This is a genomic window from Alistipes sp. Marseille-P2263, assembly GCF_018101075.1.
Classification (GTDB): domain Bacteria; phylum Bacteroidota; class Bacteroidia; order Bacteroidales; family Rikenellaceae; genus Alistipes; species Alistipes dispar.
Genome location: NZ_JAGQEJ010000003.1, coordinates 287,429 through 313,726, shown reverse-complemented (window position 1 = coordinate 313,726; position 26,298 = coordinate 287,429). Strand labels below are relative to the sequence as shown.

The 26,298-nt window shown below is 64.0% G+C and carries 15 protein-coding genes, 1 tRNA gene and 1 pseudogene; 4 read left to right on the top strand and 13 right to left on the bottom strand.

Going from position 1 to position 26,298, the window contains the following annotated elements:
• The 11 genes and pseudogenes from KB554_RS13265 to KB554_RS05860 form a co-directional block, all read right to left on the bottom strand.
• A pseudogene (locus KB554_RS13265) lies at positions 1 to 161 on the bottom strand (MFS transporter); the annotation flags it as partial.
• Positions 162 to 189: 28 nt separating this feature from the next.
• A complete protein-coding gene (locus KB554_RS05905) occupies positions 190 to 1,461 on the bottom strand; it encodes a Gfo/Idh/MocA family oxidoreductase (RefSeq protein ID WP_141427713.1) in 1,272 nt (423 codons plus the stop codon).
• A 159-nt stretch (positions 1,462 to 1,620) separates the two neighbouring features.
• Positions 1,621 to 4,392 (bottom strand): DUF1080 domain-containing protein, encoded by a 2,772-nt coding sequence (locus KB554_RS05900; RefSeq protein ID WP_211035189.1) that lies wholly within the window; start codon positions 4,390 to 4,392, stop codon positions 1,621 to 1,623.
• A gap of 26 nt (positions 4,393 to 4,418) precedes the next feature.
• Positions 4,419 to 5,702 (bottom strand): Gfo/Idh/MocA family oxidoreductase, encoded by a 1,284-nt coding sequence (locus KB554_RS05895; protein WP_141427711.1) that lies wholly within the window; start codon positions 5,700 to 5,702, stop codon positions 4,419 to 4,421.
• A gap of 29 nt (positions 5,703 to 5,731) precedes the next feature.
• Positions 5,732 to 6,985 (bottom strand): DUF1080 domain-containing protein, encoded by a 1,254-nt coding sequence (locus tag KB554_RS05890; RefSeq protein ID WP_242116306.1) that lies wholly within the window; start codon positions 6,983 to 6,985, stop codon positions 5,732 to 5,734.
• A 261-nt stretch (positions 6,986 to 7,246) separates the two neighbouring features.
• The gene (locus tag KB554_RS05885) at positions 7,247 to 8,569 is read right to left on the bottom strand and encodes an acetyl-CoA hydrolase/transferase C-terminal domain-containing protein (RefSeq protein ID WP_141427709.1); all 1,323 of its coding nucleotides are present in this window, start codon (positions 8,567 to 8,569) and stop codon (positions 7,247 to 7,249) included.
• Positions 8,570 to 8,682: 113 nt separating this feature from the next.
• Positions 8,683 to 11,556, bottom strand: coding sequence for a translation initiation factor IF-2 (gene infB, locus KB554_RS05880; protein ID WP_141427708.1), 2,874 nt, complete (start codon positions 11,554 to 11,556; stop codon positions 8,683 to 8,685).
• Between the two features lie 31 nt (positions 11,557 to 11,587).
• The gene (gene nusA, locus KB554_RS05875; protein WP_211035187.1) at positions 11,588 to 12,817 is read right to left on the bottom strand and encodes a transcription termination factor NusA; all 1,230 of its coding nucleotides are present in this window, start codon (positions 12,815 to 12,817) and stop codon (positions 11,588 to 11,590) included.
• Between the two features lie 71 nt (positions 12,818 to 12,888).
• Positions 12,889 to 13,356, bottom strand: coding sequence for a ribosome assembly cofactor RimP (rimP, locus tag KB554_RS05870; protein ID WP_141427706.1), 468 nt, complete (start codon positions 13,354 to 13,356; stop codon positions 12,889 to 12,891).
• A 215-nt stretch (positions 13,357 to 13,571) separates the two neighbouring features.
• The gene (lpxA, locus tag KB554_RS05865; RefSeq protein WP_141427705.1) at positions 13,572 to 14,366 is read right to left on the bottom strand and encodes an acyl-ACP--UDP-N-acetylglucosamine O-acyltransferase; all 795 of its coding nucleotides are present in this window, start codon (positions 14,364 to 14,366) and stop codon (positions 13,572 to 13,574) included.
• 7 nt (positions 14,367 to 14,373) lie between these two features.
• On the bottom strand, positions 14,374 to 15,765 hold the full coding sequence (locus KB554_RS05860) for a bifunctional UDP-3-O-[3-hydroxymyristoyl] N-acetylglucosamine deacetylase/3-hydroxyacyl-ACP dehydratase (protein ID WP_141427704.1): 1,392 nt from the start codon (positions 15,763 to 15,765) through the stop codon (positions 14,374 to 14,376).
• Between the two features lie 152 nt (positions 15,766 to 15,917).
• Here KB554_RS05860 and KB554_RS05855 point away from each other — a divergent pair, with 152 nt between their 5' ends.
• Together KB554_RS05855 and KB554_RS05850 are read left to right on the top strand one after the other, a co-directional pair.
• The gene (locus KB554_RS05855; RefSeq protein WP_232522917.1) at positions 15,918 to 16,892 is read left to right on the top strand and encodes an energy transducer TonB; all 975 of its coding nucleotides are present in this window, start codon (positions 15,918 to 15,920) and stop codon (positions 16,890 to 16,892) included.
• Positions 16,893 to 17,507: 615 nt separating this feature from the next.
• Positions 17,508 to 19,004: a potassium/proton antiporter gene (locus tag KB554_RS05850; protein ID WP_141427703.1), complete on the top strand. Its 1,497-nt coding sequence runs from the start codon at positions 17,508 to 17,510 to the stop codon at positions 19,002 to 19,004.
• Positions 19,005 to 19,041: 37 nt separating this feature from the next.
• Here KB554_RS05850 and KB554_RS05845 read toward each other — a convergent pair whose 3' ends face one another.
• On the bottom strand, positions 19,042 to 19,992 hold the full coding sequence (locus tag KB554_RS05845) for a nitronate monooxygenase (protein WP_211035186.1): 951 nt from the start codon (positions 19,990 to 19,992) through the stop codon (positions 19,042 to 19,044).
• 277 nt (positions 19,993 to 20,269) lie between these two features.
• Between KB554_RS05845 and KB554_RS05840 the strand changes: the two genes are divergently transcribed.
• Positions 20,270 to 20,343 (top strand) — tRNA-Ala (locus KB554_RS05840).
• A 267-nt stretch (positions 20,344 to 20,610) separates the two neighbouring features.
• Positions 20,611 to 23,661: an AsmA-like C-terminal region-containing protein gene (locus KB554_RS05835; protein WP_211035185.1), complete on the top strand. Its 3,051-nt coding sequence runs from the start codon at positions 20,611 to 20,613 to the stop codon at positions 23,659 to 23,661.
• Between the two features lie 67 nt (positions 23,662 to 23,728).
• On the opposite strand, the gene KB554_RS05830 is transcribed toward KB554_RS05835, so the two are convergent.
• A complete protein-coding gene (locus KB554_RS05830; protein WP_211035184.1) occupies positions 23,729 to 26,272 on the bottom strand; it encodes a hypothetical protein in 2,544 nt (847 codons plus the stop codon).
• Positions 26,273 to 26,298 lie beyond the last annotated feature (26 nt).

The window sequence follows — 26,298 nt, the reverse complement described above, 5'->3', positions numbered from 1 at the left end:
TGCGCCCATGCGGCGCCCGAGAGGAATGTACCCAGCGTGCCGCCCGCGAAATAGGTGCTCATGAAGATCGTATTGATGCGGTTCGAGGCCGCAGGGCATAGCCCGAACAGCGGAGCCTGGTTGCTCAGCTGGATGCATTGCAGCTCCAAGTCGATCAGAACGGTGCTGGAAACCGGACCCGGATAACGGTTATTCGGGATCGGAGCGCTCTCCCAGGATGACGGTCCGGCCCGTAAGGCGGCTGCGCTCGGCTTCGTAACAGATGCGGTGGCTCTCGACGGAGCGGTCGATCGAGGTGCGGAAGCGGTGTTCGCGGCGGCTCAGAGTGTCCACGAAGTCTTCGATCAGATTGAGGTCCGCTCCGGCGTGGAACGGCGTGCCCAGAATGTCAGAGAAGTCGAAAATCCGTTCCTCCCCGCCCCGGAACCGGCGGACGCGGAGCGTGCGTTCGTCTCCGTCGATTTCGCCGCGGGTCAGGCGGATATGCGTTTCGCGCTGGTCGCCCAGCGTGAAAGTGTCCATCGAGAAGGAGATCGTGATCTCGTTGTCCATCTCCATCGAGACGATCTGGTGGTCCACGACGTCGTTGTCGCAGCGGAATACGCAGCGTCCATAACTTCCCGTGCGGAGTTCGCGCAGAAGTACCTCGTCGAGCGTGGACCCCTCCGGAACGTCGAAATTCGAGATCCAGTCCCGGCGGTTGTAGTAGAGGTCCACGGCCGAATAGGGACACTCCTTCTCCACGGGGCAGTCGATACAGCGTTCCGTACTGCCGGCCGGGGCGTTTTCGCGCCGATACCAGCGGAGCGACCCGAACGAGGAGAGCTTCCGGCAGCGTGCCTCGGTCAGCCACAGCAGGAAGTCGATGTCGTGGCAGCATTTCGAAATGAGCATCGGGTTCGTGACCTCCTCCTTCCGCCACATGCCGCGCACGAATCCGTGCGTCGTGCGGTCGAGCCCCACGGAGGCGATATGGCTGATGGAAATGATCTCCCCGAGTTCGCCCGAATCGACGATCTCCTTGATTTTGATGAAGTAGGGATGGTAACGCAACACGTGGCAGACCCCTACGATCACCCCTTTGCGCCGTGCCGCCTCGGCGATCCGGACGCATTCGGGCAGGGTTTGCGCGATGGGCTTCTCCAGCAGGACGTTGTAGCCCGCTTCGATGGCCTTCATGCAGGGTTCGAAGTGCATGTTTTCGGGTGTGGCGATCAGCACGGCGTCGGCCGGGACGGGGTTCTCGAAAAACCGGTCGTAATTCTCGAAACATTGCGCGGCGCCGAGTCCGAATTTTTCGGCGACGGTGCGGCGGCGGAGCGGGTTGAGTTCCACGACGCCGACGAGTTTCAGCCGCTCGGGATGCCGGACGGCGTATTCCAGATACTTGTTCGTGCGGTTTCCCGCGCCGATGGCTACGATCGTCACGGGACCCGCACCGGATGATGCGGAAGCGGTCATTGTTGTTTGCGCTGGTGTGTTCCGGAAGCGGCAGCGGACGGAAGTTACGGCCGACCTCCGCTTCCATGCACAAAGATACGATTTTATTCCGAAACCCCGTGCTTCCGAATGCAAAAAGCCCGCTCCGGAGAGCAGGCTTTTTGTCGTCGTGTCGGAAGATCAGAGCTCCTTGACGCGGATGTTGCGGAAACGGATACCCGGACCGTGGCCCAGCAGGCCGATGTGTCCCTTCTTGTTGAAGAGTCCCGGGTGGTTGCGTCCGTCCACCGTGTAGGGATTCTTCGTCGAACCGTCGGGGGCGACGTTGTGTCCCTTGCAGGCTTTGCGGATGTTGCCGTCGAGAATCACCTCGCCGTTCACCGTCACCGTGATCCGGTCGCCTACGGCGCGGATCTCCTCGACGTTCCAGGTTCCCAACTCGCCGAACTTGACGCGCTTGGCCGGGATGACGCCGTAAACCGATCCGTGCTGCTGGTAGATCTCGATGTTCTTGTAGATCGGATCGTCGTGGTCGAGCACCTGAATCTCCATGCCGTGGAAGGCGGCATCGACGCCCATCGGGGTGCGGATACCGATTCCGTTGTTCACGCCCGGGCGGACGAACGCGAACTCGAAGCGCAGAACGAAGTCGCCGTACTCCTTTTTCGTGTAGAGGTTGCCCGAACCGCCGTACTGCGCCGTCACGTCGATCGTGCCGTCGAGGGGCACGTAGTTGGTCGTATTGCCGGTCCATTTCTCCATCGAGAGTCCGTCGAAGAGCACCTCGAAGCCTTCGGCCGCCTCTTCGGGCGAGAGCTCGAAGCGCGGAACGGCCGCATATTTGGCCAGCAGCCCCTTGATCTCGTCCACGGCATAGCCGGCGTCGGCATCCGACTTGGCCAGCGCGGCATATACTTCCTGCGCCTTTTCGAGTGCGTTTACGACCGTCTCGCCGCCCATGCCGGGGTTCTTCGCCGCGATGGTCTTGACGGCGAATGCCGCCGCTTCGGCCGTTGCGGGCGTACCGAGATAGCGGGCCGCCACCTCGATCGAGGGGAACGAGTAGGTCGCGGCCAGCGCGCGGAGCAGCCGGTTCTGCACGTCGGCCGAGGGGTCGGCCTCGAGCCCTTTGCAGTAAAGCGCGGGACGCTCTTCGGCCGGAGCGTAGGTCGCCACGAAATCCGTATAGCGGGCGAGGGCCTTGTCTTTCCATGCCGGGTTCCGCGCGGCCAGATCGGACAGCACGCCGATCATTTCGGCGTTGTCCACCGTCAGCAGTGCGGCGAAGGCGGCGTCGCGGTCGTCCGCTGCGAGCAGGGCGTCGATCGCTTCGCGGCTGCCTGCCTGGGCGAGCAGCGGGTAGTAGCGCGTCCGCTCCTTCGCGGCGGCCATCCGTGCGGAGACCTTATCGAACTGTACGTCGGCCGGTTGTGCGGCGAGGGCGTTCTTCAGACCGTCCTGTACCTTCCGCATCTCCTCTCCCGAGGTTTGGTCGAGCAGGTCGCAGAGGCGGTCGAAATCCCCGACGGTCGTGACACCCGCCAGGGCGTCGGCTGCGGCGGTCCGCACGGCGGCATCCTCCGATGCGAGCAGGGCGAACACCTTGTCCGCAGCGGGAGCGATCCGGCGGGCGGCCGCCAGTTTGAGCGCGTGAACCTGCGTGGAGGGGGCGCCGTCGAGCGCCGCGAGCACACCTTCGTTCACATTGCCGTTGAACGCCAGCAGCGCAGCGCTCGCCTCTGCGGCGTGCGGGCCGTCGAGGCAGGCGATCAGGGCTTCCAAGGCCTTCGTACCGCCGATCTTCCCGGCAGCGCGGATCGCCGCCGCGGCCAGTTCGTCGTCGTCGGAGCCGATCATCGCCACGACGGCGTCGGTCTGCGAGGCGGCATGGCGTGCACCGAGCCAGTTCACGATGTCCGTGCGGGCCTGTTCGGTCAGCGAGGGCATCTTCCGGACGACAGCGGCGTAGAGCGCCTCGTCGGCGAAGTCGCCGGCGAAGTCGAGCGCCGCGCCGCGGTACTCCCGGTCGCCGTCCCGGAGGGCGGCGAGCAGGTTCTGCGTGCGCTTTTTGACATCCGTCCGGAGAATGATCTGCAGGGCGGCGGCGCGCACGTTCGTGCGCGCCGTGGCCTTCGCCAGCGAACGGGCTGCGGCGAGGGCGCTCTTCGTGTCGCCTTCGTCGGCGAGGCGGTTCACCAGCCGGATGTAGGCGCTCGTGGCGTCGGTCTTGCCGAAGTCGTAGTCCGAAGCGGCGGCCGCATCGGCCAGCGTCCTGAGCGAGCTCTTGCCGCCGCAGGCGGCCAGGGCGTTGTAAACTGCCTCTTTCGTGGCGTTGTCGGTCTGGTAGTCGGTCAGCCACGAGAGGAGGATCTCCTCGGCTCCCTCGCTCGGACGTTTCGAGGCGGCATAGGCCAGCAGAGCCGAAGGCCGCGGGGCGTTCTGCATCAGCGAGAGAACGGCCTCCTCGCTTCCGGGCGTCGAGACGAGGCCCCGCACGGCCGCGTCGGCCAGGTAGTCGTCGTCCGCATATTTCACGAATACCGGAATGTCCTCTTCGGTGGAGCAGATCTGGAGCAGCGAGAGCAGGAATGCCTGGTTGGGCTTGTCCGTGCAGGCGGCGATTCCTTCGGCCAGCCCCTTGCGGACCTCGGCGCGGGCCGCGTCGAGCCCTTCACCGGTCACGTAGTCGGCTACGCCGTTCAGGGCGTACTCCACGACGGCGTTCTGTCCCTTGTCGGCGGGCACGAGCATGCCGGCCATCTCCCGGACGCCCGCGGCGCCGGTCGATGCCAGTTCCCGCATGAGGCCGTTATAGACTTCGGAGGTCTGGGCCGGGAGCTGCGCCAGCGCATCGGCGACGATGGTCGTGGCGGAGCGCTGCCGGGCGTCCTGCGCCCCTGCGGCCAGCGGCAGGAGGCAGGAGGCGAGCAATATGACGAGTATTTTCTTCATGGTGTGCATGTTTTGGACGTTACGGATCAGATTTTCCACGGTGCGCGCATCGGTTGGTCGATCAGCCGGTTGGCCGCGTCATCGCCGACGAAGAGCTGCTTCGCGGGATCGAAACGGAGCGTGCGGTTGAGCCGCAGCGCGCAGAGGGCCATGTTCACCAGCGTCGCGCTGTGGTAGCCCTTGATTTCGTCGAGCGCGAAGCGTTCGCGGTTGCGAATGCACTTGATGAAATCGGTGTTCTGCGGCTCCGGATCGGGCAGCTCGGCGAGCTTGTTCATCACGTCCGGAATCGTGCATTCGAATCCCTTGTAAACTTTGCCTTTCGGACCTTCGATGTAGGGCACTTTGCCCTCGCTCTCGAAGCCTTCGCCCTCGAGGACGATCTGGCAGCCGTCCTCGTAGGTATAGACGATCCTGCGCCAGATGCCGATGGCGTCGGGATGCTGCTGCGGGGCGTCCACCTCGACCTTCACGGGCGAGGTATTGTCCTTGCCCAGCAGGTACTGCACGGGGTCCATGTAGTGCTGTCCCATGTCGCCCAGGCCGCCGCCGTCGTAGTCCCAGTAGCCGCGGAAGGTCTGGTGCGTGCGGTGCGCATTGTAGGGCTTGTAGGGAGCCGGACCCAGCCAGAGGTCGTAATCCAGCGCGGCGGGCACGGGCTGCGGCGTGAGGTTCTCCTTGCCCACCCAAAAGAATTTCCAGGTGAAGCCCGTGGCTCCGGAGATGGTGACCTTCAGCGGCCAGCCGAGCATGCCGCTGTCCACGAGCTTCTTGAGCGGCTGGACGGTCGTGCCGAGGCCGTAGAAGGTGTCTTGGAAGCGGAACCAGGTGTTCAGGCGGAAGATGCGGCCGTTCCGTTTGACGGCCTCCATCACGCGCTTGCCCTCGCCGATCGTGCGTGTCATAGGCTTTTCGCACCAGATGTCCTTTCCGGCGCGGGCGGCCTCGACGGCCATGATTCCGTGCCAGTGGGGCGGGGTGGCGATGTGCACGATGTCCACGTTCGGATCGTTGATCAGGTCGCGGTAGAAATGGTAGGTCTGCAACTTCTGGCCGAATTTCTGTTTGCCCAGTTCGACGGCGCTCGCCAGGTGGTTCTTGTCCACGTCGCAGAGGGCCACCAGCCGGCACTGCTCGTCGCTGGTGAAGTGGTAGCTGCTGCGGCCGATGCCGCCCGTGCCGATGATGCCCTTGGTGAGCTGGTCGCTCGGGGCGACATGCTTTGGGCCTCCCAGCACCCGGCTCGGGACGATCGTCAGCAACGCCAGACCGCCGGCCGTTTTCAGGAAGTTTCTTCTGTTGATTCCCATGAGTGTCGTTTTTCAGGTTGTCGTTCGGTTTACAGCTCGGTGAGTTTCAGGTTGCGCCACTGCACCTTGATACCGCCGCCGTCGTGGATCTGGAGCGCGATGCGGCCCTGTGCGGCGCCGATCTTCTCGTCGCGGATGTCCACCATCGGCTCGCCGTTGAGCCACGTCTGGACGTGGTCGCCCTCGACGCGCAGGCGCAGCGTGTTCCACTCGCCCTCCTTGAGGATCGACTCCTTCTCCTCGGGAATCTGCACGAGCCAGCCGCGGCCGTAGGATTCGTAGATGCCCGCCGTGTCGAAGTTCTTGGGAGCCACTTCGCACTGCCAGCCGTGAACCTTCACGGGAGGCTCCACGAACGAGCGGAAGAAGACGCCCGAGTTGCCGTTGGCCAGTTGTTTGAACTCCACCGTGAGGTCGAAGTCGTTATAGTAGTCGCGCGTGGCCAGGTAGCCGTACTGCTTGTCCGGACCGCTTTCGCAGACGAGGTTGCTCTCCTTGTCCACATACCACTTCTCCGTGCCGTAAGCCTCCCAGCCGGTGAGGTCCTTGCCGTTGAAGAGCGCGACCTCCTTGCCGGCCTTGCGGGGCAGCTCCTTGATCTTGATGTTGCGGAACGAAGCCGGGTCGCCGTGGTCCTGGAGGCAGATCACGCCCTTGCGGGCCAGACCGTATTCGGGAGCGGTCTCCCATTTGCCGCTGTGCTTGCGGGCGAACCAGTCGTCGGTCCACGCCTCGAACTCGAGAATCTTCTTGCCGTTGAGCCAGTGCTCCACGTGGCCGTTGTCGAAGACGATGCGCGACGAATTCCATTCGCCCTGCGGATTGACCTGCATGGCGGCCTTGTCGGGCAGGTGCATGGCGTAATCCACGCCCAGGCGCTGCCACTCCTCGAGCTTCGTCGGGGCGTTCACTTCCTCCCAGCCCTCCTCGTCGATGAGCTGGTATTCGGGACCGGTCACGTAGGGAACCTTGAAATAGGGATCTTCGACCACGTGGTACAGCATGCCGCTGTTTCCGCCGTGCGAAAGTTTCCACTCCCAGTCGAGGATGAAGTTTTCGTACTCTTTCTTCGTCACGATATAGCCCGACAGGTCGCTGCCGCCGCCTTTGGCCTGGATGCAGCCGTCCACGACGGTCCAGGGCTGCGTCAGCGAGTCGCCGTTGAAGTCCTTCCACTGGTCGAGCGTCTTGCCGTCGAAGAGGAGCTGCCAGCCGTCGGCGATTTCCGCCTCGGAGAGCGTGTTGTGTTTCGGAGCGCAGGAGACGAGGCCGGCGGAGAGCATGGCGGCCCCGCACAGCGAGCCGATGAGGGTTTTGGTTGTTGAGAGTCTCATAGTAGTTTTTGATTTGAATTGAAACGTATGATTATTTGAGTGTGTCCGCACGATAACGATTTTGTTTTGCCTGTATATCCTCACAAAAATAAAATATTTTTCTATCGAAACCAAATGAAACATATTAAAAAACGTTTCAGACAGAAAAAAGACGCGGAATTCCGGACCGAAGCCGGAATCCCGCGTGCGTGGGGCCGCGATCGGCGGCGGTTAGTTTTCGCTCATGTACTTCTTGACGTAGTGGTGGTGTTCGCCGAAACGCTCGAAGGCGGCCCGGTCGAGTTCCTCCTGCGCCGAGGGGTGTGCCACCGAGATAATCAGCCGGGCGCGCTCCTGCAGCGTCTTGCCGTAGAGATCGACGGCTCCGTTCTCCGTGACGAACCAGTGGATGTGGTTGCGCGTGGTCACGACGCCCGCGCCGGCCGTGAGCACCGGGGCGATCTTCGAGACGCCCTTGTTCGTGATCGAAGGCATGGCGATGATCGCCTTGCCGCCCTTCGACAGCGACGCGCCATAGACGAAGTCGATTTGGCCGCCCACTCCCGACCAGAACTTCGTGCCGAGCGAGTCGGCGCACACCTGGCCTGTCAGATCGACTTGCAGGGCCGAGTTGATGGCCGTCATGCGGTCGTTCTGCGAGATGATGTAGGGGTCGTTCGTGTAGCCCACGTCCATCATCAGCACGCCGGGGTTGTCGTCGATGAAGTCGTAAACCTTCTGCGAACCCATCAGGAAGGTCGAGACCATCTTGCCCGGGTCGGTCTTCTTGGCCTCGCCGTTGATGACGCCCTTCTCGACGAGCGGCAGCACGCCGTCGGCGAACATTTCGGTGTGGATGCCGAGGTTCTTGTGGCCTCCCAGTTGTGCCAGCACGGCATTGGGAATGGCGCCGATGCCCATCTGGAGCGTCGCGCCGTCCTCGATCAGCGCGGCGCAGTGCTTGCCGATGGCCGTCTCGACCTCGTTGGGCTCGGAGAAGTGCGCCTCCATGAGCGGCGTGTCGTCCTCCACGAAGAGGTCGATCTTCGACATGGGGATCATCGCCTGGCCGAACGAACGGGGCACGTGCTTATTCACCACGGCGATCACGTAGTCGGCGCACTCCACGGCGGCCAGCGTCGCGTCCACCGACGTGCCGAGCGACACGTAGCCGTGCTTGTCGGGCGGGCAGACCTGGATCATCGCCACGTTGCACGGCACGGCGCCGCAGCGGTACAGCCGCTGGGTTTCGCTCAGGAAGATCGGAATGTAGTCGGCGTAGCCGCTCTGCGTCACCTTGCGGACGTTGCTGCCCACGAAGAACGAGTCGAGCTGGAAGACGCCCTCGAATTTCGGATCGGCATAGGGGGCCGGACCCTCCGTGTGGAGGTGATGGACGTGCACGTCCTTCAGTTCGCCGGCCTCTCCGCGCTTGCACATGGCGTTGATCAGGCACTGCGGAGCCGATGCCACGGAGCTCAGGTGCACATGATCGCCCGATTTGATGACCTTGACGGCCTCTTCGGGAGTCGTAAATTTGATCTGCGTATTCATGTTGTGTGTTTGGGATATTGGTTTTGATTCTTGTCTGCTTCCGTTCCTATTCCCTTTTCAGTCGCTTCCCGCCGGTCGGGGCCGCCGTGCGGCGGTCCCGACCCGATCGGCCGTTATTTGCGTTTGACCTCCACCTGTTCGTATCCTTCGACGATGTCGCCCACGCGGATGTCGTTGAACGATTCGATGTTCAGACCGCAGTCCTGACCCGAGGCCACCTCCTTCACGTCGTCCTTGAACCGCTTGAGCGATCCGAGCTTGCCGGTGTAGATCACGATGCCGTCGCGGATGACGCGGATCGGGGTAGAGCGCTGCAACTTGCCTTCGCGCACGACGCAGCCCGCCACGGTTCCGACCTTCGAGATCTTGAAGATCTCCAGCACCTCGACCGAAGCCACGATCTCCTCCTTCATCACCGGTTCGAGCATGCCCTCGATGGCGTCCTTGATGTCGTTGATGGCGTCGTAGATGATCGAGTAGAGGCGGATTTCGATCTCCTCCTTCTCGGCCACCTTGCGCGCAGCGGCCGACGGACGCACCTGGAAGCCGACGATGATGGCGTTCGAGGCGGCGGCCAGCAGCACGTCGGACTCCGAAATCTGGCCCACGGCGGCGTGGATGACATTGACCTGCACGGTCTCCTTCGAGAGCTTGATGAGCGATCCGGACATGGCTTCCACGGAGCCGTCCACGTCGCCCTTGACGATGATGTTGAGCTCCTTGAACGATCCGATGGCGATGCGGCGTCCGATCTCGTCGAGCGTCACGTGCTTCTGGGTCATGATGCCCTGCATGCGCTGCAACTGCTCGCGCTTGTTGGCGATCTCGCGCGCCGAGCGGTCGTCCTCCATCACGTTGAACGTGTCGCCGGCCTGCGGGGCGCCGTTGAGACCCAGCACCTGCACGGGCGTCGAGGGACCCGCTTCGGCCACCTTCTTGCCGTTCTCGTTGAACATGGCCTTCACGCGGCCGGTGAAGGTCCCCGAGAGGATCACGTCGCCGACATGCAGCGTGCCGGCCTGCACCAGCACCGTCGAGACGTAGCCGCGTCCCTTGTCGAGCGTCGATTCGATCACCGTGCCGACGGCCTTTTTGTTCGGGTTGGCCTTCAGGTCGAGCATCTCGGCCTCGAGCAGCACCTTTTCGAGCAGCTTGTCGAGGTTCAGCCCCTTCTTGGCCGAAATCTCCTGGTCCTGGTATTTGCCGCCCCACGACTCCACGAGGTAGTTCATCTGCGAGAGCTGCTCCTTGATGTGGTCGGGGTTGGCGTTGGGCTTGTCGATCTTGTTGATGGCGAAGACCATCGGCACGCCGGCGGCCTGCGCGTGGTTGATCGCCTCGATCGTCTGCGGCATCACGTTGTCGTCGGCCGCCACGATGATGATGGCCACGTCGGTGATCTTCGCGCCGCGGGCGCGCATGGCCGTGAAGGCCTCGTGGCCCGGGGTGTCGAGGAAGGTGATCTTCTGGCCGTTCAGCTCGACGCTGTATGCGCCGATATGCTGCGTGATGCCGCCCGCCTCGCCTTCGATGACGTTCGTCTTGCGGATGTTGTCCAGCAGCGAGGTCTTGCCGTGGTCCACGTGTCCCATGACCGTCACGATCGGCGGACGCGGTACGAGGTCCTCCTCCTTGTCCTCGTGGTCGTCGGCGATGGCCTCCTGAATCTCCACGGAAACGAATTCGACCTTGTAGCCGAACTCCTCGGCCACGACCACGAGCGCCTCGGCGTCGAGACGCTGGTTGATCGACACCATCAGTCCGAGGTTCATGCAGGCCGTGATGACTTCGGTGGGCGGGACGTTCATCATCGTGGCCAGCTCGCTCACGGTGACGAACTCGGTGACCTTGAGCGTCGAACGCTCCTGTTCCGAACGTTCGAACTCTTCGCTCATGCGTTCGGCCACGGCTTCGCGCTTCTCCTTGCGGTATTTCGCCGCCTTGGTCTTGGCGCCCTTGGCCGTCAGACGGGCCAGGGTGTCCTTCACCTGCTTCGAAACCTCCTCGTCGCTCACTTCGGGGCGGACGACCGGTTTGGGCGTGTTCTTGTTCTTGTTGCGGCGTCCTTCGCCCGGACGGGGCTGGTTCTGCTGTCCGCCGCGGTTGCGGTCCTGCCCGCCGCCGGGACGGCTGCCGCCGTTGCCGCCCTGGCCGCCCTGACCCTGCTTGCCGCCGCCCTGCGAGCCTCCTTTCTGGGCCTTCGAAACGTCCACCTTCTCCTTCTGGAGGCGTTTGCGCTTGTGCTTGCCGCCGGGGACGAAGCCCGACACGTCCATCGTGCCGAGCACCTGCGGACCCGTGAGGGTCACCGTTGCCGGGCGGAAGATGTTGTCTTTCGGCGCCTCCTCCTTCGGCGCTTCGGCCTTGGGCGCTTCGGCTGCCGGAGCGGAGGCCGAAGCCGTCTTCTCCGGGGCTTCGGGCTGTGCCGGCGCGGCGGCCGGGGTTGCCGGGGCCGCGGCTTTCGGCTCCTCCCGTGCGGGAGCGGGTGCTGCCTGTGCCGGAGCCGCGGGCGCTGCCGGGGCGCTCTTCTCGGGTTGTGCCGGCGCGGGGGCCTCCGCCTTCGGGGCGGGAGCCTCCGTCTTCGCGGGCGCGGGCTGGGGCGCCGGGGCCGGAGCGGGCTTGGGTTTGGGCGAGAGGTCGATCTTGCCGAGAATCTTCATCTGCGGGATCTCGTCCTTCACGCTGATCACGTTGCTTTTGATGACGACCTCCTTTTCCTCCTCGCGCTCCTGCTTCTTAGCCTCCTCGAGTGTGATGGTCGTCTGCTTCAGGGAGATGCGTTCGCGGATCGAGTTGCGTGCGCTCGCGGCGGCGCGGTTCGACCCGAACTCCTTCTCCAGAACGGCATAAGTCTCCGCATCGACCAGCGTATTGGGCGATCCGTCGCTCTTGATGCCCTTCTTGTGCAGGAAGTCCGTGATGGTGTTGATACCCACGTTGAACTCCTTGGCAACCTGAATGAGCCTTAATTTTCTTTCATTACCCATATCGTATTGTTCTCCTTTCTTTCGGTTTTGGTTATTCGAACTCGGCCTTCAGAATCTCGACGACCTTCTGCGCCTGCTCCAGTTCGAGGTCGGCGCGGGCGGCGATCTCCTCGACGGGCAGCTCCAGCACGCTCTTGGCCGTGTCGCAGCCGGCGCTCTTCAGCGCGTCGATGATCCAGCCGTCGATCTCGTCGGCGAACTCCGTGAGGGCCACGTCCTCCTCCTCGATCTCGCGATAGACGTCGATGTCGTAGCCCGTGAGCATCTTCGAGAGGCGGATGTTCAGGCCGCCCTTGCCGATGGCCAGCGACACCTGGTCGGGCTTGAGGTAAACCGAGGCGGTCTTCTTCTCCTCGTCTATGGTGATCGACGAGATCTTCGCGGGATTGAGCGCCCGCTGGATCATCAGTTGCGTGTTGGCCGTGTAGTTCACCACGTCGATGTTCTCGTTGCGCAGCTCCTTGACGATCGAGTAGATGCGCGAGCCCTTCATGCCGACGCAGGCGCCCACCGGGTCGATGCGTTCGTCGTAGGATTCCACGGCCACCTTGGCGCGTTCGCCGGGGATGCGGACGATCTTCTTGATGGTGATCAGGCCGTCGAAAATCTCGGGAACCTCCTGTTCGAACAACCGCTCGAGGAACTGGTTGGCCGTGCGCGAGAGAATGATGCGCGGCTGGTTGTTGTTCATCTCGACCGACTTGACGATGGCCTTGATCGTGTCGCCCTTGCGGTAGAAGTCGTTGGGAATCTGCTCGGCCTTGGGAAGGATCAGCTCGTTCTCCTCGTCGTCGAGGATGAGCACCTCCCTCTTCCAGACCTGATAGACTTCGCCCGTCACGATCTCGCCGACCTTCTCCGAGTACTTCTCGTAGAGGCTGGCCTTCTCCAGATCGAGGATGCGCGAGGCGAGGTTCTGCCGCAGCGACAGCACCGTGCGGCGGCCGAACGACGAGAGCTTGATCTCGTCGGCGTATTCGTCGCCGATCTCGTAGGTCGGGTCGATGGCCTTCACCTCCGACACGGCGATCTGCATGTTGGGATTCTCCACGGCGCCGTCCTCCACGACGGTCCGGTTGCGCCAGATTTCGAGGTCGCCCTTCTCGGGGTTGATGATGACGTCGAAATTCTCGTCCGTTTCGTACTGTTTCTGAAGCGCGTGGCGGAAGACGTCCTCCAATACGCCGATCATCGTCGGTTTGTCGATGTTCTTCAGCTCTTTGAACTCGGCAAAGTTGCTGATCAAATTCAGGTTGTCCATTGTGTGCTAATTATCTGTCTTTGTATATTTCGTTCCTTTGCATGCCGTCCTGCGCCGCAGGCGGCCGGGCGCTATTTGAAATCCAGCCACTCCTTCGTGTACTTGATCTGCGCGAAGGGATACGAGCGCGTGACCTTCACCGGCTGCTTGCGCTTCCTGCCCTCCACGGCCTGCTTCTCCTCGTAGGAGAGGGTGACGCCCTCGTCGGTCGCCTCGTCGAGGTGGGCCAGGATCTTCACGCCGTTCGTGAGCAGCACCTCCACCGGGCGCCCGACGAGTTTGCGGTACTGTCGCAGCGTGCGCAGCTCGGAGCCGATGCCCGCCGAGGCGACCGTCAGCGAGAAGTCCTCCGCATCGCGGTCGAGGTCGGCCTCCACGGCGCGGCTCAGCGCCACGCAGGCGTCGATGCCGACCGACGTGTCGCTGTCGATCGTCAGTTCGATTTCGTTGCCCGGCGTCGAGGTGCACTCCACGACGAACATGTCGGTCCCTTCGAGATGGCGTTCCGCCGCTTCGGTTATCTTTTTCGTGTCGATCATATCGCTGTTTTTCGGTCGTGTGCAACTATGAAAGAAGGGGACTTTCCGTCCCCTTTCCGCTTCGCTTCGTCTTTCGACAACGCAAATATAGTGAAAAAATCCGATATACAAATATTTATAGGAAAAATTTTGACGCACGGCGCGCCTCTCCGCGACGAAACGGGGAACCTCCCCGGAAGGCAGGTCCCCCGCATGCCGCCCCGCGGAACGGAGGCTCACTCCTCGCGGCTCCGCGTCTCGTAGGGTTTGATGACGCCGCGTTTCGAGGTGCGGATGAACCGCACGAGCGAGTCGCGCTCGTCGCTCTGCGGCACGATGCGCTCGACCTCGTCGCAGGCGGCCATGTAGTTCAGTCCGCTCTGGAAGAGGATGCGGCAGGCGTCGTGGATCTCGGCGATGCGCTCCTGCGTGAAGCCGCGGCGCGAAAGTCCGATCTTGTTGATGCCGGCGAAACGGAGCGTGTCGTTGCGCACGATGACGAACGGCGGCAGGTCCTGCCCGAGCAGCGCGCCGCCCTGGATCATCGAGTGTTCGCCGATGTGGGTCCACTGGTGGATGGCCGCGTGGCCGCCGATGACCACCCAGTCGCCGACATGCACCTCGCCCGCGAGCGAGACGCGGTTGGCGATGACGCAGTGGCTGCCCACCACGCAGTCGTGGCCGATGTGGGTGTAGGCCATCAGCAGGTTGTGCGATCCTATGCGCGTCGTGCCCGTGGAGGCCGTGCCGCGGCTGATGGTGACGTATTCGCGGATGTCGTTGTGGTCGCCGATCTCGCACACGGTCTTCTCGCCGGCGAACTTCAGGTCCTGCGGCAGACACGACACCGAGGCGGCCGTGTGGACCTTGCAGCAGCGGCCGAGGCGCGCTCCGTCGTGGATCACGGCGCCGGGACCGATCCAGCAGCCGTCGCCGATCACGACGTCGGCTGCGATGCAGGCGAACGGTTCCACCGTCACGTCGGCCCCGAGCCTGGCTTCGGGGTGGACGTAGGCAAGTTTGCTTATCATCGCCGCGCTACTTTTTGTTCTTGACGACCTGCGCCATCATGATCGCCTCGCAGGCGAGCGACTCGCCGACGAAGGCTTTGCCCTCGACCACGGCCACGCCGCGGCGGATGGGCTCCAGCAGGTGAATTTCGAATTGCAGCGTGTCGCCCGGGACGACCTTGCGCTTGAACTTCACGCCGTCGATCTTCATGAAGTAGGTCGAGTAGTTCTCCGGGTCGGGAACGCCGCCCAGGACCAGGATGCCGCTGCACTGCGCCATGGCCTCGACGATGAGCACGCCCGGCATGACCGGCTCCTCGGGGAAGTGGCCCACGAAGAACGGCTCGTTCATCGTCACGTTCTTGATGCCCGCCACGTCCGTGTCGTCGCGGTGGAAGATGCGGTCCACGAGCAGGAACGGCGGGCGGTGGGGCAGCATGTGGCGGATGGCGTTGATGTCGTAGAGCGCCGGCTTGCGGCAGTCGTAGGTGAAGCGGGGTTTCTCGCCGGCCTTGCGGATGGCGTGCTTGAGCTGTTTCATGAACTCCGTGTTGGCGAAGTGGCCCGGGCGGGTGGCCCATACGCGGCCCTTGATGCGCACGCCCAGCAGCGCGAAGTCGCCCAGCAGGTCGAGGAGCTTGTGGCGCGCCAGCTCGTTGTTGCAGCGCAGCTCGAGGTTGTTCAGGTAGCCCGCCTTGATCTCGATGTCGGGCTTGTTGAAGAGCTTCTTGAGGTGTTCGAGCTGCTCGTCCGGCACGGGATTCTCGACCACGACGATCGCGTTGTCCAGATCGCCTCCCTTGATGAGGTTCATCTTCATCAGCGGTTCGAGTTCGTGCAGGAAGACGAACGTGCGGCAGGGTGAGATCTTTCCCGCGTAGTCGTCGCCCGGCTCGAAGGTGGCGTACTGGTTGCCGATGACCTTCGAGTTGTAGTCCACGTGCACCGACACCGAAAATTCGTCGTCGGGGTAGAGAATGATCGCCGTGCCCTTCTCGGGGATCGTGTAAACCATCTTCTCGGTGACGTGGTAGAACTGCCGCTCGGCCTCCTGGTCCACCAGTCCGGTCCGGGTGACGGCCTCGGCGTATTCGCGGGCCGAGCCGTCGAGGATGGGCGTCTCGGGGGCGTCTATGTCGATCAGGGCGTTGTCCACGCCGAGCGTCCAGAGCGCCGACATGATATGTTCGATGGTGCTGACGCGGTGGCCTCCTGCCTCGATCGTCGTGCCGCGCGAGGTGTCCACCACGTAGTCGCACAGGGCGGGGATGAGCGGTTGCCCCTCAATGTCGGTGCGGCGGAATACGATGCCCGTGCCGGCTTCGGCCGGATTGACCGTCATCGTCACTTTGACGCCCGTGTGCAGGCCCTTGCCCGAGAACGAGATCGGAGCCTTGAGCGTTTGTTGTTTGGTTGTCATAAGCGGATTCATGGTAATTTGCACGCAAAGATAATGCAACTCGGGCGCAAAACCAAATTTCGGCTCCAGCGCTCCGGGTGCGGTTAATTTTTCGTAAAGGTAATAAAAATACGGTAAAAAACACTACTTTTGCGCTGAAATCCCGAAACGACATGTCTTCGAAAGAGCACGAGCATACGGAGGACTCCGGAAGGAGCCGGGAAGCCGGGGACGGAGCGGAACGGACGCGGCCGGATGCGGCGGCGGACGGCGTGCCGGGCGGAGCCCGGACGTCGGGGCGTTCCCGTGCCGGCCGGAGCGTTCCGGCCGGGAGAGGCGCGGCCTCCGGAGAGAACGCCGGCGCGGCGGAAGGCCGTCCGCGCAGGGCACGCCTCCGCCTGCCGTTCGACAACCGCCGGGAGGATGCCGGGGAGTGGGCGTACGACCACCGTATCGGGTTGTGCATCACGCTGATCGCCTATCTGGTGCTGATGATCGCCTTCGTCTCGTCGAAGATCGTGGTGGGGCGCCGGCCCCACCAGCAGGGCATGTTCATCGACTTGCAGTCGCTCGCCGAACTGGAGCAGGAGCGCGACCGCCTCGCGGAGGAGGTGCGCCGCCGGCAGCAGGAGGGCGAGGAGATCGACTGGCGGAGTATCCGCAACGAGGTGTCGAACGAGAATGCGCTGAACGAGAAACTCCGGGACGACCGCGGCACGAACGCCGCGGCGCTGAACGATGCCGCCGCCGAGGCCGAGGCGCGCATGCGCGCCAACCGCGAAGCCTACGAACAGGGCCTGGCCGAGGAGCGGGCGATCCGTGAGGGCCGCCGGGGCCGGGAGGAGGGACGGCACGAGGACCGGAAGGTGAAGGGGCGCGTCACGGTCTCCTTCTCGCTGAAGAACCCCGTGCGGCAGTCGGTCGATCTGAGCGTGCCGGCCTACCGGTGCGAGGGGGGCGGCGAAGTGGTGGTGGCGATCGTGGTGAACCGCGCCGGCGAGGTGGTTTCGGCGCGCGTCGCGGAGGGCGGCGACGACTGCATGCGCGAAGCCGCCCTGCATGCCGCGCGCGTCTCGTCCTTCAATATCGACTCTTCGGCCCCGGCGCGTCAGCAGGGGACCATCACCTACACCTTCATTCCGCAGTGAGCCGTTCCGGCGGTGCGGCTCCTTCGGACCCGTTGTCCGGACCGTATGTTTTTCGGGCCGTATGGTCCTCCTTTTTCATGGGAGGGGCGGAATATTCCGATTTTTTTCATAGCTTTGCGTTCGAGCGGGTCGTTCGGACATGCGGGACTGTTGTCCGCGCTTCCTGAGTTCGCCGGCTTCCTGTCTCGGCGCGGCTGCCCGGTTGCGGCCGCGCACGGTCTCCGATCGCGTTGCGTGCATCTGACGCGGCATTCGGAGCCCGGATTCCGGCGTTTCGTCCCGGCCCCCGGTCTGCTTCGCCGGTCTGCTTCGCCGGTCCGCGGCGCGCGGGCCGTTGCGGCTGCCGTCTGCGCCGGTTTCTCATTTGGCGGACGTTCCGGTCTTCCGGAGCGCATCCCTGCGTTGTCCGGTGGCTCCGGATGCGTGTCGGTCCTTTGGATTCCGCCGCCGCATGTGCGGCGATGCCGGGTCCGGGCGGTGCGCGCGGAGACGGTTTCCGGGGCGGAGGCGTGTTTGCGGCACGATTTTTCGGATGCCGGGAATTGCCGGCCTTCCTTGCCTGACGGGATGCGGCGGGGCCCGGTTCGTAGAGATTCAGGTTAAATTGTTGAGACGATGATAAATTTAAGCGGAGAGAATATCGTGTTGGTGGGGGCGCTGCTGCTTTTCGTGGCGGTGCTGGCCGGTAAGGTGGCCTATCGTTTCGGGGCGCCGGCGTTGCTGCTCTTCCTCGGGGTGGGCATGTTGTTCGGACTGGATTTCATCTCCTACCGTTCGGTCGATATCACCCAGTTCATCGGCATGATGTCGCTGTGCGTCATTCTGTTCACAGGCGGCATGGACACCTCCTTCCGGGAGATCCGGCCGATCATCGGGCCGGGTGTCGTGCTGGCCACGGCGGGCGTGGTGATGACGGCCCTCGTCCTGGCGGGCTTCGTATGGCTCATCGCGCCGTGGCTGGGGCTGGAGATGCCTTTCGCGCTGGCGCTGCTGCTGGCTTCCACGATGTCCTCGACCGATTCGGCCTCGGTCTTTTCGATCCTGCGAAGCAAGAAGCAGGGGCTGAAGGAGCACCTGCGGCCGCTGCTCGAGCTGGAGAGCGGTTCGAACGATCCGATGGCCTACATGCTCACGATCCTGCTCATCGGCGTGCTGTCGAACACGTCGGAGCACGTCGGGCTGGGCATGTCGGTCGTGGCGTTCGTCGTGCAGATGGTCGTCGGAGCCCTCTCCGGCTACCTCGTCGGACGGCTGGCCGTGTGGACGATCAACCGCATCGGACTGGCGAACCACTCGCTCTACGTCGTGCTGCTGCTGGCCTTCGTCTTCTTTTCGTTCGCCTTCACGGATCTGGTGGGCGGCAACGGCTACTTGGCCGTCTATCTCTCGGGACTGGTCATCGGCAATCACAAACTGGTGCAGAAACGGCCCCTGACGGTCTTTTTCGACGGTTTCACGTGGCTCATGCAGATCGTGATGTTCCTCACGCTGGGACTGTTCGTCAATAGCGACGAACTGCTGCAACCCGAGGTGCTGATCCTCGGCTGCTCCGTGGGCTTCTTCCTCATCCTCGTCGCGCGGCCGTTGTCGGTCTTCGCCTGCCTGCTGCCGTTCCGGAAGTTCACGGCCCGGGCGCGGCTCTACATTTCGTGGGTGGGGCTCCGCGGCGCCGTGCCGATCCTCTTCGCCATCTATCCGATGATGGACGACGTCGAGTACGCCGACCTGCTGTTCAACGTGGTCTTCCTCTCGACGATCATCTCGCTGCTGGTGCAGGGCACGACCGTCAGCGGCATGGCCAACCTGCTGGGACTGGCCTACGAGGAGCGCGAATCGGCCTTCGACGTCAATATGCACGAGGACATGAAGTCGGTGCTGACCGAGGTCGAGGTCAACGAGAGCATGCTCGAGAGCGGGCATACGCTCAAGGACATCGTGCTGCCCGAGAATACGCTGGTCATGATGATCTGCCGCGACGGGGAGTATTTCGTGCCGCAGGGCAAGACCGAGCTGCGGCTGGGCGACAAGCTGCTGGTCATCTCGGACCGCGGCGAGGAGCTGGAATCGACCTACCGCGAAATGGGCATCGACGAGGTGATGAAACTCGGGTAGCGCCCCGTGTCCGGCGCATTCGAAGCGTCCGGCGCGTTCAGAGCGGGCCGAGCCGCCCGAGCGTCGGCAGCGCCTCGTCGTATTCGCGGACGATCTGCCGGACGACCTCCCCGGCCGGGGGCAGGTCGCGGAGCAGCGAGGCTGCCTGTCCGATCTCCAGTTCGCCTTCCGAGAGGTCGCCCTCGAAGATTCCCCGCTTCGGCCGGCCGCGCCCGAGCAGCGCCGAAAGCTCTTCGGCCGTCGCGCCGCGGCTCTCAGCCTCCTCCACGGCCCGGCAGAAGTCGTTGCGCACCAGGCGTGTCGGGGCGAGCTTCTTCAGCGCCAGTGTCGTGCCGCCCTCTTCGAGCGAGAGGCACAGCCTCTTGAACTCCTCGCTGGCCGAGCTTTCCCGGGTCAGCGCGAACCGCGTGCCCAGCTGCACGCCTTCGGCCCCGAGGGCGAAAGCCGCCAGCATTCCCCGTCCCGTGGCGATGCCTCCCGCCGCCAGCAGCGGAATCCGCACCGCCCGGCGCACGTGGGGCGTGAGGACCATCGTCGGGGTCTCCTCGCGGCCGTTGTGTCCGCCGGCCTCGAACCCTTCGGCCACGACGGCGTCCACGCCCGCCTCCTCGCTCTTGCGGGCGAATTTCGAGCTCGACACGACGTGCGCCACCTTGCAGCCGGCTTCGTGCAATTGTGCCGTCCGGTTCTTCGGGTCGCCCGCCGAGGTGAAGACGACCGGCACGCGCTCCTCGATGACCGTTTCGATGATCTGGTCGGCATACCGGTACATGAGCGGGACGTTCACGCCGAAGGGTTTCCGTGTGGCTTCGCGGCAGCGGCGGATATGTTCGCGCAGCAGGTCGGGCGTCATCGAGCCGGAGCCGATCAGCCCCAGGCCGCCCGCTTCGCTCACGGCGGCGGCCAGCCGCCAGCCGCTGCACCAGATCATGCCGCCCGCGACGATGGGGTAGCGGATTCCGAACAGGGAGCAGATTCTGTTTTCCATGGTTTCTCGTCTTGCATTTTTTTTCGTGTGCCGAGGCGCTTCCGCGGCGTTCCGGCCGGGGCGGACCGTCCTTCTGCGTGCGGAGCCGCCCGGCCGTTCGTTCGCCCGGGACCTCCGGCCGCAGGCCGAACGGTTTGCAGCCTGCTGTTTCTGCAAATATACGCGATTTTCTCCGATTCCGGCGGCGGAAGATCCGAATGTCCGGAAAACGGACCGGAAATTTTTTCGGGCAAATCTTGTGAGAATCGAAAAATCCGATTATCTTTGCCCCCGCAACGGGGGATTAGCTCAGCTGGCTAGAGCGCTTGCATGGCATGCAAGAGGTCACGAGTTCGAATCTCGTATTCTCCACAAGGAAACCCTGCAAACACCGAGGTTTGCAGGGTTTTTCGTTGTCTGTCCTGAATCTTTTGCATTCGTCGCCTCCCTTGCCGCGGGGCATCTGCCGCCCTTCCTCCCGGCCGGTTCGTTTCCCGCAGCCGTCCACCGCACCGAAGGTTATGCCGCATGCCGATTCCGGACCGTCCCGAGCGGCGGACGGCCCGGGATATGTCCCGGCATCCGGTGCGATGTCTCCGAAAAATCGTTATCTTTGCTGAAAAAGAGGAGGATTTGCCAATGGACCGTCGCATGAAGAGAATCATCCGGATAAGCGCCGTTTCGGCGGGAAGCGTGCTGCTGTTGCTGCTCGTCGGCACGGCCGTCGTGCTGAACTTCGTTTTCACGCCCTCGAAGCTGACGCCCGTCGTGGAGCGGATCGCCGACCGGAGTCTGAACGCCCGGCTGCGGATGGGCGGCGTGGAGCTGACCTTTTTCTCCACCTTTCCGCGGTTCGGCGTGAAACTGACGGACGGCACGCTGGTTTCGACGGCACTCCGCGACACGCTTTGGCAGCGGACCGACACGCTGCTCACGTTCCGCAAGGCCGTGCTGGTCTTCAATCCGGTCAGCTACCTGAGACACCGGAAAATCGACATACTGAAACTCTCGTTGGACAGTGCCGACGTCTATGCCTTCCGGGACGGGACGGGGCGTGCGAACTGGGACATCCTCCCCTCCGCCGACACGCTTGCGTCCGGCACGGCGGCGGATACAACGGCGGATACCGTGCGGACCGTCAGTGAAATCTCCGTCCGGCACGTCGCGCTGCGTCATGGTTCGGTGACGTTCGACGACCGCGAAACGAAGGTCTTCGCCAATATCCGGGATGCCGGGCTGAGGCTGAGGGCCCGGCTCGGGGAGGGACACTCCATGCTGGCGCTCGATTTCCGGAACCGGAACATCCTTTTCTGGCAGGACGGCGAACTGCTGGTCAATCGCGTGGCCACCCGTCTGCGCGCCTCCGTCGAACTGGACCGGGCGCAGCGCACGCTCACGCTGCACGACGCCCTGCTCGGTATCAACGGCACGGAGCTGGACCTGACGGGAACCGTGCGGCGCGACACGGCGGCGGCCGGGGCGCTGCTTCTCGACCTGCGCTACGGGCTGCACGCTCCCTCGCTGGAGACCGTGCTGCACATGATTCCGGAGAGCGTGCTGAAGCGCGGGGAGGTCGCCGCCGACGGCGAGGTGCGCATCAGCGGTGCGGTGAAGGGCCCCTATGGAAGGCAGGCGCTTCCGCTCACCACGCTCGATGCCGAGATAAAGGACGCTTCGGCCCGCTATGCCGGAATGCCCTACGGGGTGGATGCGCTGGATGCCCGTCTCGTGGGACAGGTCGATCCCATGCGCCGCGAGCCGTCGTTCTGCAATCTGGAGATTTTCCGCTTCAAGGGTGCGCACACCGATATTCTGGCCGATGCCGAGGTGAAGAACCTGCTGGACGATCCGCTCGTCTCGTTCCATACGAAGTCCGCGGTGGACTTGACGGCCCTGGCGCAGACTTTCCCGTTGCAGGAAGGGGTCTCCCTTTCCGGAAAGCTGGAGGTCGAGCTGCGGATGAGCTGCCGTCTTTCGGCGCTCAGGAACCGCGACCTCGGGCGTATCCGGGCCCGGGGACGGGTGGTCATGGACAGCCTGGCGCTCCGGGATACGGCCCGGAAGTTCGAATTCACGAGCAGCGCTTCGCTCTCGTTCGCCGGGGACGACCGCCTGGACGCCGAAGCCGAGATACGGCACGCCTCTCTCCGCTCGCCGCGGCTCTCCTCCTCGATGGAGCGGCTGGCGGCGACGGTCCGGACGACGAACCCCCAGGACACGACCCGTATCGCCCGCATGGAGTGCACGATGACGCTCAACCGGCTGAAGGCCGCCGCGGGCGACTCCCTGAGTCTTTTCTGCGGTCGGGGCACGGCGACCGTCCGTCTGCAACCCGGGAAGCGCGATCCCGCGAAACCGAAGGTGGGGCTCGCGCTCGAAGCCGACACGCTGTTCTGCCGCGTCGGGGATTCCCGGATGGGAATGGACCGGGCCGGAATCGGCGTGACGGCCGAGAAGCTGCGCGATTCGGTGTGGATACCCGAAGGGATCGTCGGATTCAGCCGTCTGGTGGTCTCCACGCCGCAGTGCGCCCTGCCGATCCGCATGGAGAAGACCTCCGTGACGGTGGGGAACCGCGCCGTCACGCTACGGAACGCCACCATGCGCATTGGGCGCTCCGACCTGACGGCCAGCGGCGTCGTGCGCGACCTCTACGGCGCCATGCGCCGCCGCAGGCCCCTGCGCGCCGAGCTTTCGCTCTCGTCGCGGAATCTGAATTGCAACCAGCTGATCCGCGCCGTCTCGTTCCCGGCCGACACCCTGCACATCGAGGCGGACACCGCGGCCACCGATCTGAAACTCTTCGTCGTTCCGAAAAACATCGACTTCGCGCTGCACACCGACTTCCGCCGCGTGCGCTACGGCAAATTCGTTTTCGAGGACGTGCGCGGCGCCGTGGACGTCCGCGACGGGACCGTGCACCTGAAGGGTCTGGCCATGAAGGGGCTGGATGCGGTCATGCACACGACGCTGCTCTACCAGGCCGTGCGGCCCGAGCGGGGATACGTCGGATTCGATTTCCGCCTGCGGCGCATCAATGTCGGAAAGCTGGTCGAATTCACCCCGTCGCTCGACAGCATCGTGCCCATGCTGCGGTCGTTCCGGGGAACGGTCGATTTCGATGTCTCGGCGGAGGCCGATCTGGACTCGGCGCTCAACATCCGGATTCCGACCCTTCGTTCGGCCATCCGCCTCCGGGGCGACAGCCTCGTGCTGATGGACGGCGAGACCTTCGCCGAAATCTCCAAGAAATTCTTCTTCAAGAACAAGGAGCGGAACCTGATCGACAGCATTGCCGTGAATATCAGCGTCAAGGACGGATACGTCACCGTTTATCCCTTCGCCGTCGCCATGGACCGCTACCGGGCGGCCGTGGGAGGCACGCAGGACCTGGACATGAATTTCGACTACCACATTTCCATCCTCAAGTCGCCGATTCCCTTCAAGCTGGGGCTGAACATCACGGGCAATCTGGACGACATGAAGTTCCGGCTGGGAAGGGCCAAATACAAGAATCTGGTGACGCCCGTCGAGATTCACAAGGTGGACAGCACGGTGTCCGGACTGGGCCGGCAGATCGTGCGGGACTTCAAACGCCGTATCGGAAGGATTCCGGAGGATCGGCGGCCTCCTGCCCGGGACACCACCCATTCCTCCGGCCGGAATCCCCGCCCTCTTTCCGGTCTTTGAGGACCTCTCCCCACCGGAATATCCGCAGGCAGTCCCGGCGTCCCGGCCGGGACTGCCGCCGCATCCGCTACTCGGCATGCACGACCGGCTGTCCGTCGGGAGTCAGCCCCTCGATGTCGATCCGGAAGTCGGCCGGGGCGTCGGAGGTCCGGAATCCGAAAGCCGCCCGGCCGTCGGCATCGGTGCGGATGCAGGGATTCCAGTAGAGCGTCGTGCGGAAATCGGGCGTGTGGCTGTCGCGGCTCTCCGGCGTCTCGTAAGCCGGGGAGTAGAACTCCGCAGGCGTCTGATAGCCCAACGGCGAGACGATTCCCACGTCGATACTCTCGCCCGTATCGAGAGCCGAAATCTCTTCGTAGGATTTCAGCGTGACGGCGATGATGCCGTTATCGCGTCCGGACAGGAACCGGCCGGAGAATCGGTCCAGTATGTCGATCCGATCGACCCATTCCAGCGGCAGATTCACAAAGGGAGGCAGATCGGAATATTGCCCTATGGGCGCCGCAACGGCCTGCGCGAGATGGGTATCAGAGGCATTGGTATCCGAACCAGGCTCCGAGCCAAGATCCGAATCAGTATCCGGAACGCCAGGCCCCGCCATATTTATTCTTTTGACGGTGCGATTACGGTCGATCGCCGTCGGAGCGGAGAATGCCGGGAGCGATTCTTCGAGGTCATCGTAAAGCACTCCGTCGCACATGAAGAAAACGGCCCGTCCCTGATAGAGAAACACGTTCTCCCGCCTGCGTATTCCCGGCATCCGTTCGATGCAGTCGAGGATCGTGTGGACTCCCATATCGGCGATCCGCTCCGCATCCCAGGAGTAAACCGCCTTGCGCTCCTCCAGCGTCCGGGGAATCTCCCGCTTCGCCCGCACCTCCACGGGGTCTATGAGCACGTTCCGCAGGTCGGCCGAGCCCATGTATCCGACGTAGGCCAGCGCCGTGCGGAACAGCGCCTCCGCATCGCCGGCTCCGGTGGCCGGATAGGGCGCCGGAATCCCGTTCTCGGGGAAAGTCTCGGGATCGACCTTCACGAAGGCATTGCGCATCCGCCCTGTCGTCGTCTGCGGCCGCAGCACGAATGCCGTGCTGTCGGGGAAATCGAAACCGTCGAGATCGAAGCATCCGTCCGCCCGGACCGGAGCTTCGGCCAGGTAGCCGTAACGGGGCACGATCATCGCCATCCGGTACTTCCCGAGCCGCTTGCGGGTGTTCACCAGCCCGGCCCGGACGATCCGTCCGGAGATCTGCTGTCCCGCTTCGAGCGCGTACTCCGGCTCGGCGTACTCTCCGCGCAGGAGGGCCGGCACGTCGTAGCGTCTCCAGCCCTGCGTCAGCATCAGTTCGTCGAGCGCCGCACGGGCTTCGGGATCGTCGCTCCGGAAATAACTCCCGGGGCATTCGACATATCCCCGCAGGTCGGAGGTGAGCAGCAGCGTCGTGCGGATGTCGCCCGAGACGGGGTCGGGCACGGCGTTGCGGTCCGTCACCGAAACCGAGAACTCCCCGCGCAGGGGATTTCCCGCGCTGTCGGTCAGGCGGACCGAGAAATCCGCACGCTCCCGGCGTCGCGGAGAGGGATTCTCCGCCCGCAGCGAGACATGCACTCCGTCTGCGCCCTCATTGAACAGCAGCCGTTCGGAAAGGGCGTTGCCTGCCGCATCCAGCAACAGCCATTGCACCACGCCCGCCGGCAGATCGGAACTGCGGAAAAGCAATCCCGGTTCCCAGCCTCCGTCGTAGCAGCGGTTGCCCCGGCAGTGCACCACCAGCCGCAGCCGTGCGGGCAAGGATCCTGCCGTCAGCACGTTCACCGCGATGAATCCGTCCCGTTCCGCGAGTTGCAGCACGCACGCCGCGGCATTCGGCACGGGGAGGTCGAAGCGCTTCTCGGCGCCCGAAGGGGTGCGGCACACCGCATGGTAGGTGCGGTCCGCCTCGGGAACCATCCGGAAACTGCCCATTCCCGCACGGCGCGTCCGCACGGTGTCGAGCGTCGTGCCCCGGTCGTCGCGGAGCACGGCTTCGACAGCCGTCGAACGGCCTGCATCCGTCAGGGCCTTGAAGGCCACGCGGCACGAACGGCCCGGCACGAGGTAACCGCCTTCGGGGTGGAACGTCACGGCGAAATCGCCCGTCGCGGGGCGGGGCCGCGGCTTCGGAACCTCGCCCGCAGCGCCGCGGTAGGCGGCGATCCGAAGGGGCTTGCGGAAGAAGTAGTCCGCACCCTGGTTCCGCATGAAGCGCGTGTATGCCGAGAAGGTGTAGTCGCCGTCCGGAGCGTCCGTCGGAACGGGAAGATAGCCCGCGTAGAGCGAATCGCGGCGGAGTATTTTGATCCGCCGCACGAGCGCGCCCGATTCGTCGCGGAGTTCGGCATAGACGTAGCGGCTCGCCGCCACCGGACGGTGCGAGGCGGCATCGACGCACCGCGCACGCAGCCAGATCGTGTCTCCTGCCACATAGGTGTCCTTGTCGGTGTGGACGTGGAGCTTCTCCTGCGGGTAACGCAGAACCTGTTCCGCGAAGGGATTGGACGACTGGGAGGCGGCCGGAAGGACGGACAGCAGAACGGCGGCCGGAAGAAGCGTGTGCACGAGCGGGTTCATGGGGCGGGCGATTTTTGGATGCGGCC

Excerpts from the sequence above, each read along its gene's own strand:
- KB554_RS05905 (WP_141427713.1), bottom strand. The coding sequence starts at position 1,461 with ATGACCGCTTCCGCATCATCCGGTGCGGGTCCCGTGACGATCGTAGCC.
- KB554_RS05900 (WP_211035189.1), bottom strand. The coding sequence starts at position 4,392 with ATGAAGAAAATACTCGTCATATTGCTCGCCTCCTGCCTCCTGCCGCTG.
- KB554_RS05895 (WP_141427711.1), bottom strand. The coding sequence starts at position 5,702 with ATGGGAATCAACAGAAGAAACTTCCTGAAAACGGCCGGCGGTCTGGCG.
- KB554_RS05890 (WP_242116306.1), bottom strand. The coding sequence starts at position 6,985 with ATGCTCTCCGCCGGCCTCGTCTCCTGCGCTCCGAAACACAACACGCTC.
- KB554_RS05885 (WP_141427709.1), bottom strand. The coding sequence starts at position 8,569 with ATGAATACGCAGATCAAATTTACGACTCCCGAAGAGGCCGTCAAGGTC.
- infB (WP_141427708.1), bottom strand. The coding sequence starts at position 11,556 with ATGGGTAATGAAAGAAAATTAAGGCTCATTCAGGTTGCCAAGGAGTTC.
- nusA (WP_211035187.1), bottom strand. The coding sequence starts at position 12,817 with ATGGACAACCTGAATTTGATCAGCAACTTTGCCGAGTTCAAAGAGCTG.
- rimP (WP_141427706.1), bottom strand. The coding sequence starts at position 13,356 with ATGATCGACACGAAAAAGATAACCGAAGCGGCGGAACGCCATCTCGAA.
- lpxA (WP_141427705.1), bottom strand. The coding sequence starts at position 14,366 with ATGATAAGCAAACTTGCCTACGTCCACCCCGAAGCCAGGCTCGGGGCC.
- KB554_RS05860 (WP_141427704.1), bottom strand. The coding sequence starts at position 15,765 with ATGACAACCAAACAACAAACGCTCAAGGCTCCGATCTCGTTCTCGGGC.
- KB554_RS05855 (WP_232522917.1), top strand. The coding sequence starts at position 15,918 with ATGTCTTCGAAAGAGCACGAGCATACGGAGGACTCCGGAAGGAGCCGG.
- KB554_RS05850 (WP_141427703.1), top strand. The coding sequence starts at position 17,508 with ATGATAAATTTAAGCGGAGAGAATATCGTGTTGGTGGGGGCGCTGCTG.
- KB554_RS05845 (WP_211035186.1), bottom strand. The coding sequence starts at position 19,992 with ATGGAAAACAGAATCTGCTCCCTGTTCGGAATCCGCTACCCCATCGTC.
- KB554_RS05835 (WP_211035185.1), top strand. The coding sequence starts at position 20,611 with ATGGACCGTCGCATGAAGAGAATCATCCGGATAAGCGCCGTTTCGGCG.
- KB554_RS05830 (WP_211035184.1), bottom strand. The coding sequence starts at position 26,272 with ATGAACCCGCTCGTGCACACGCTTCTTCCGGCCGCCGTTCTGCTGTCC.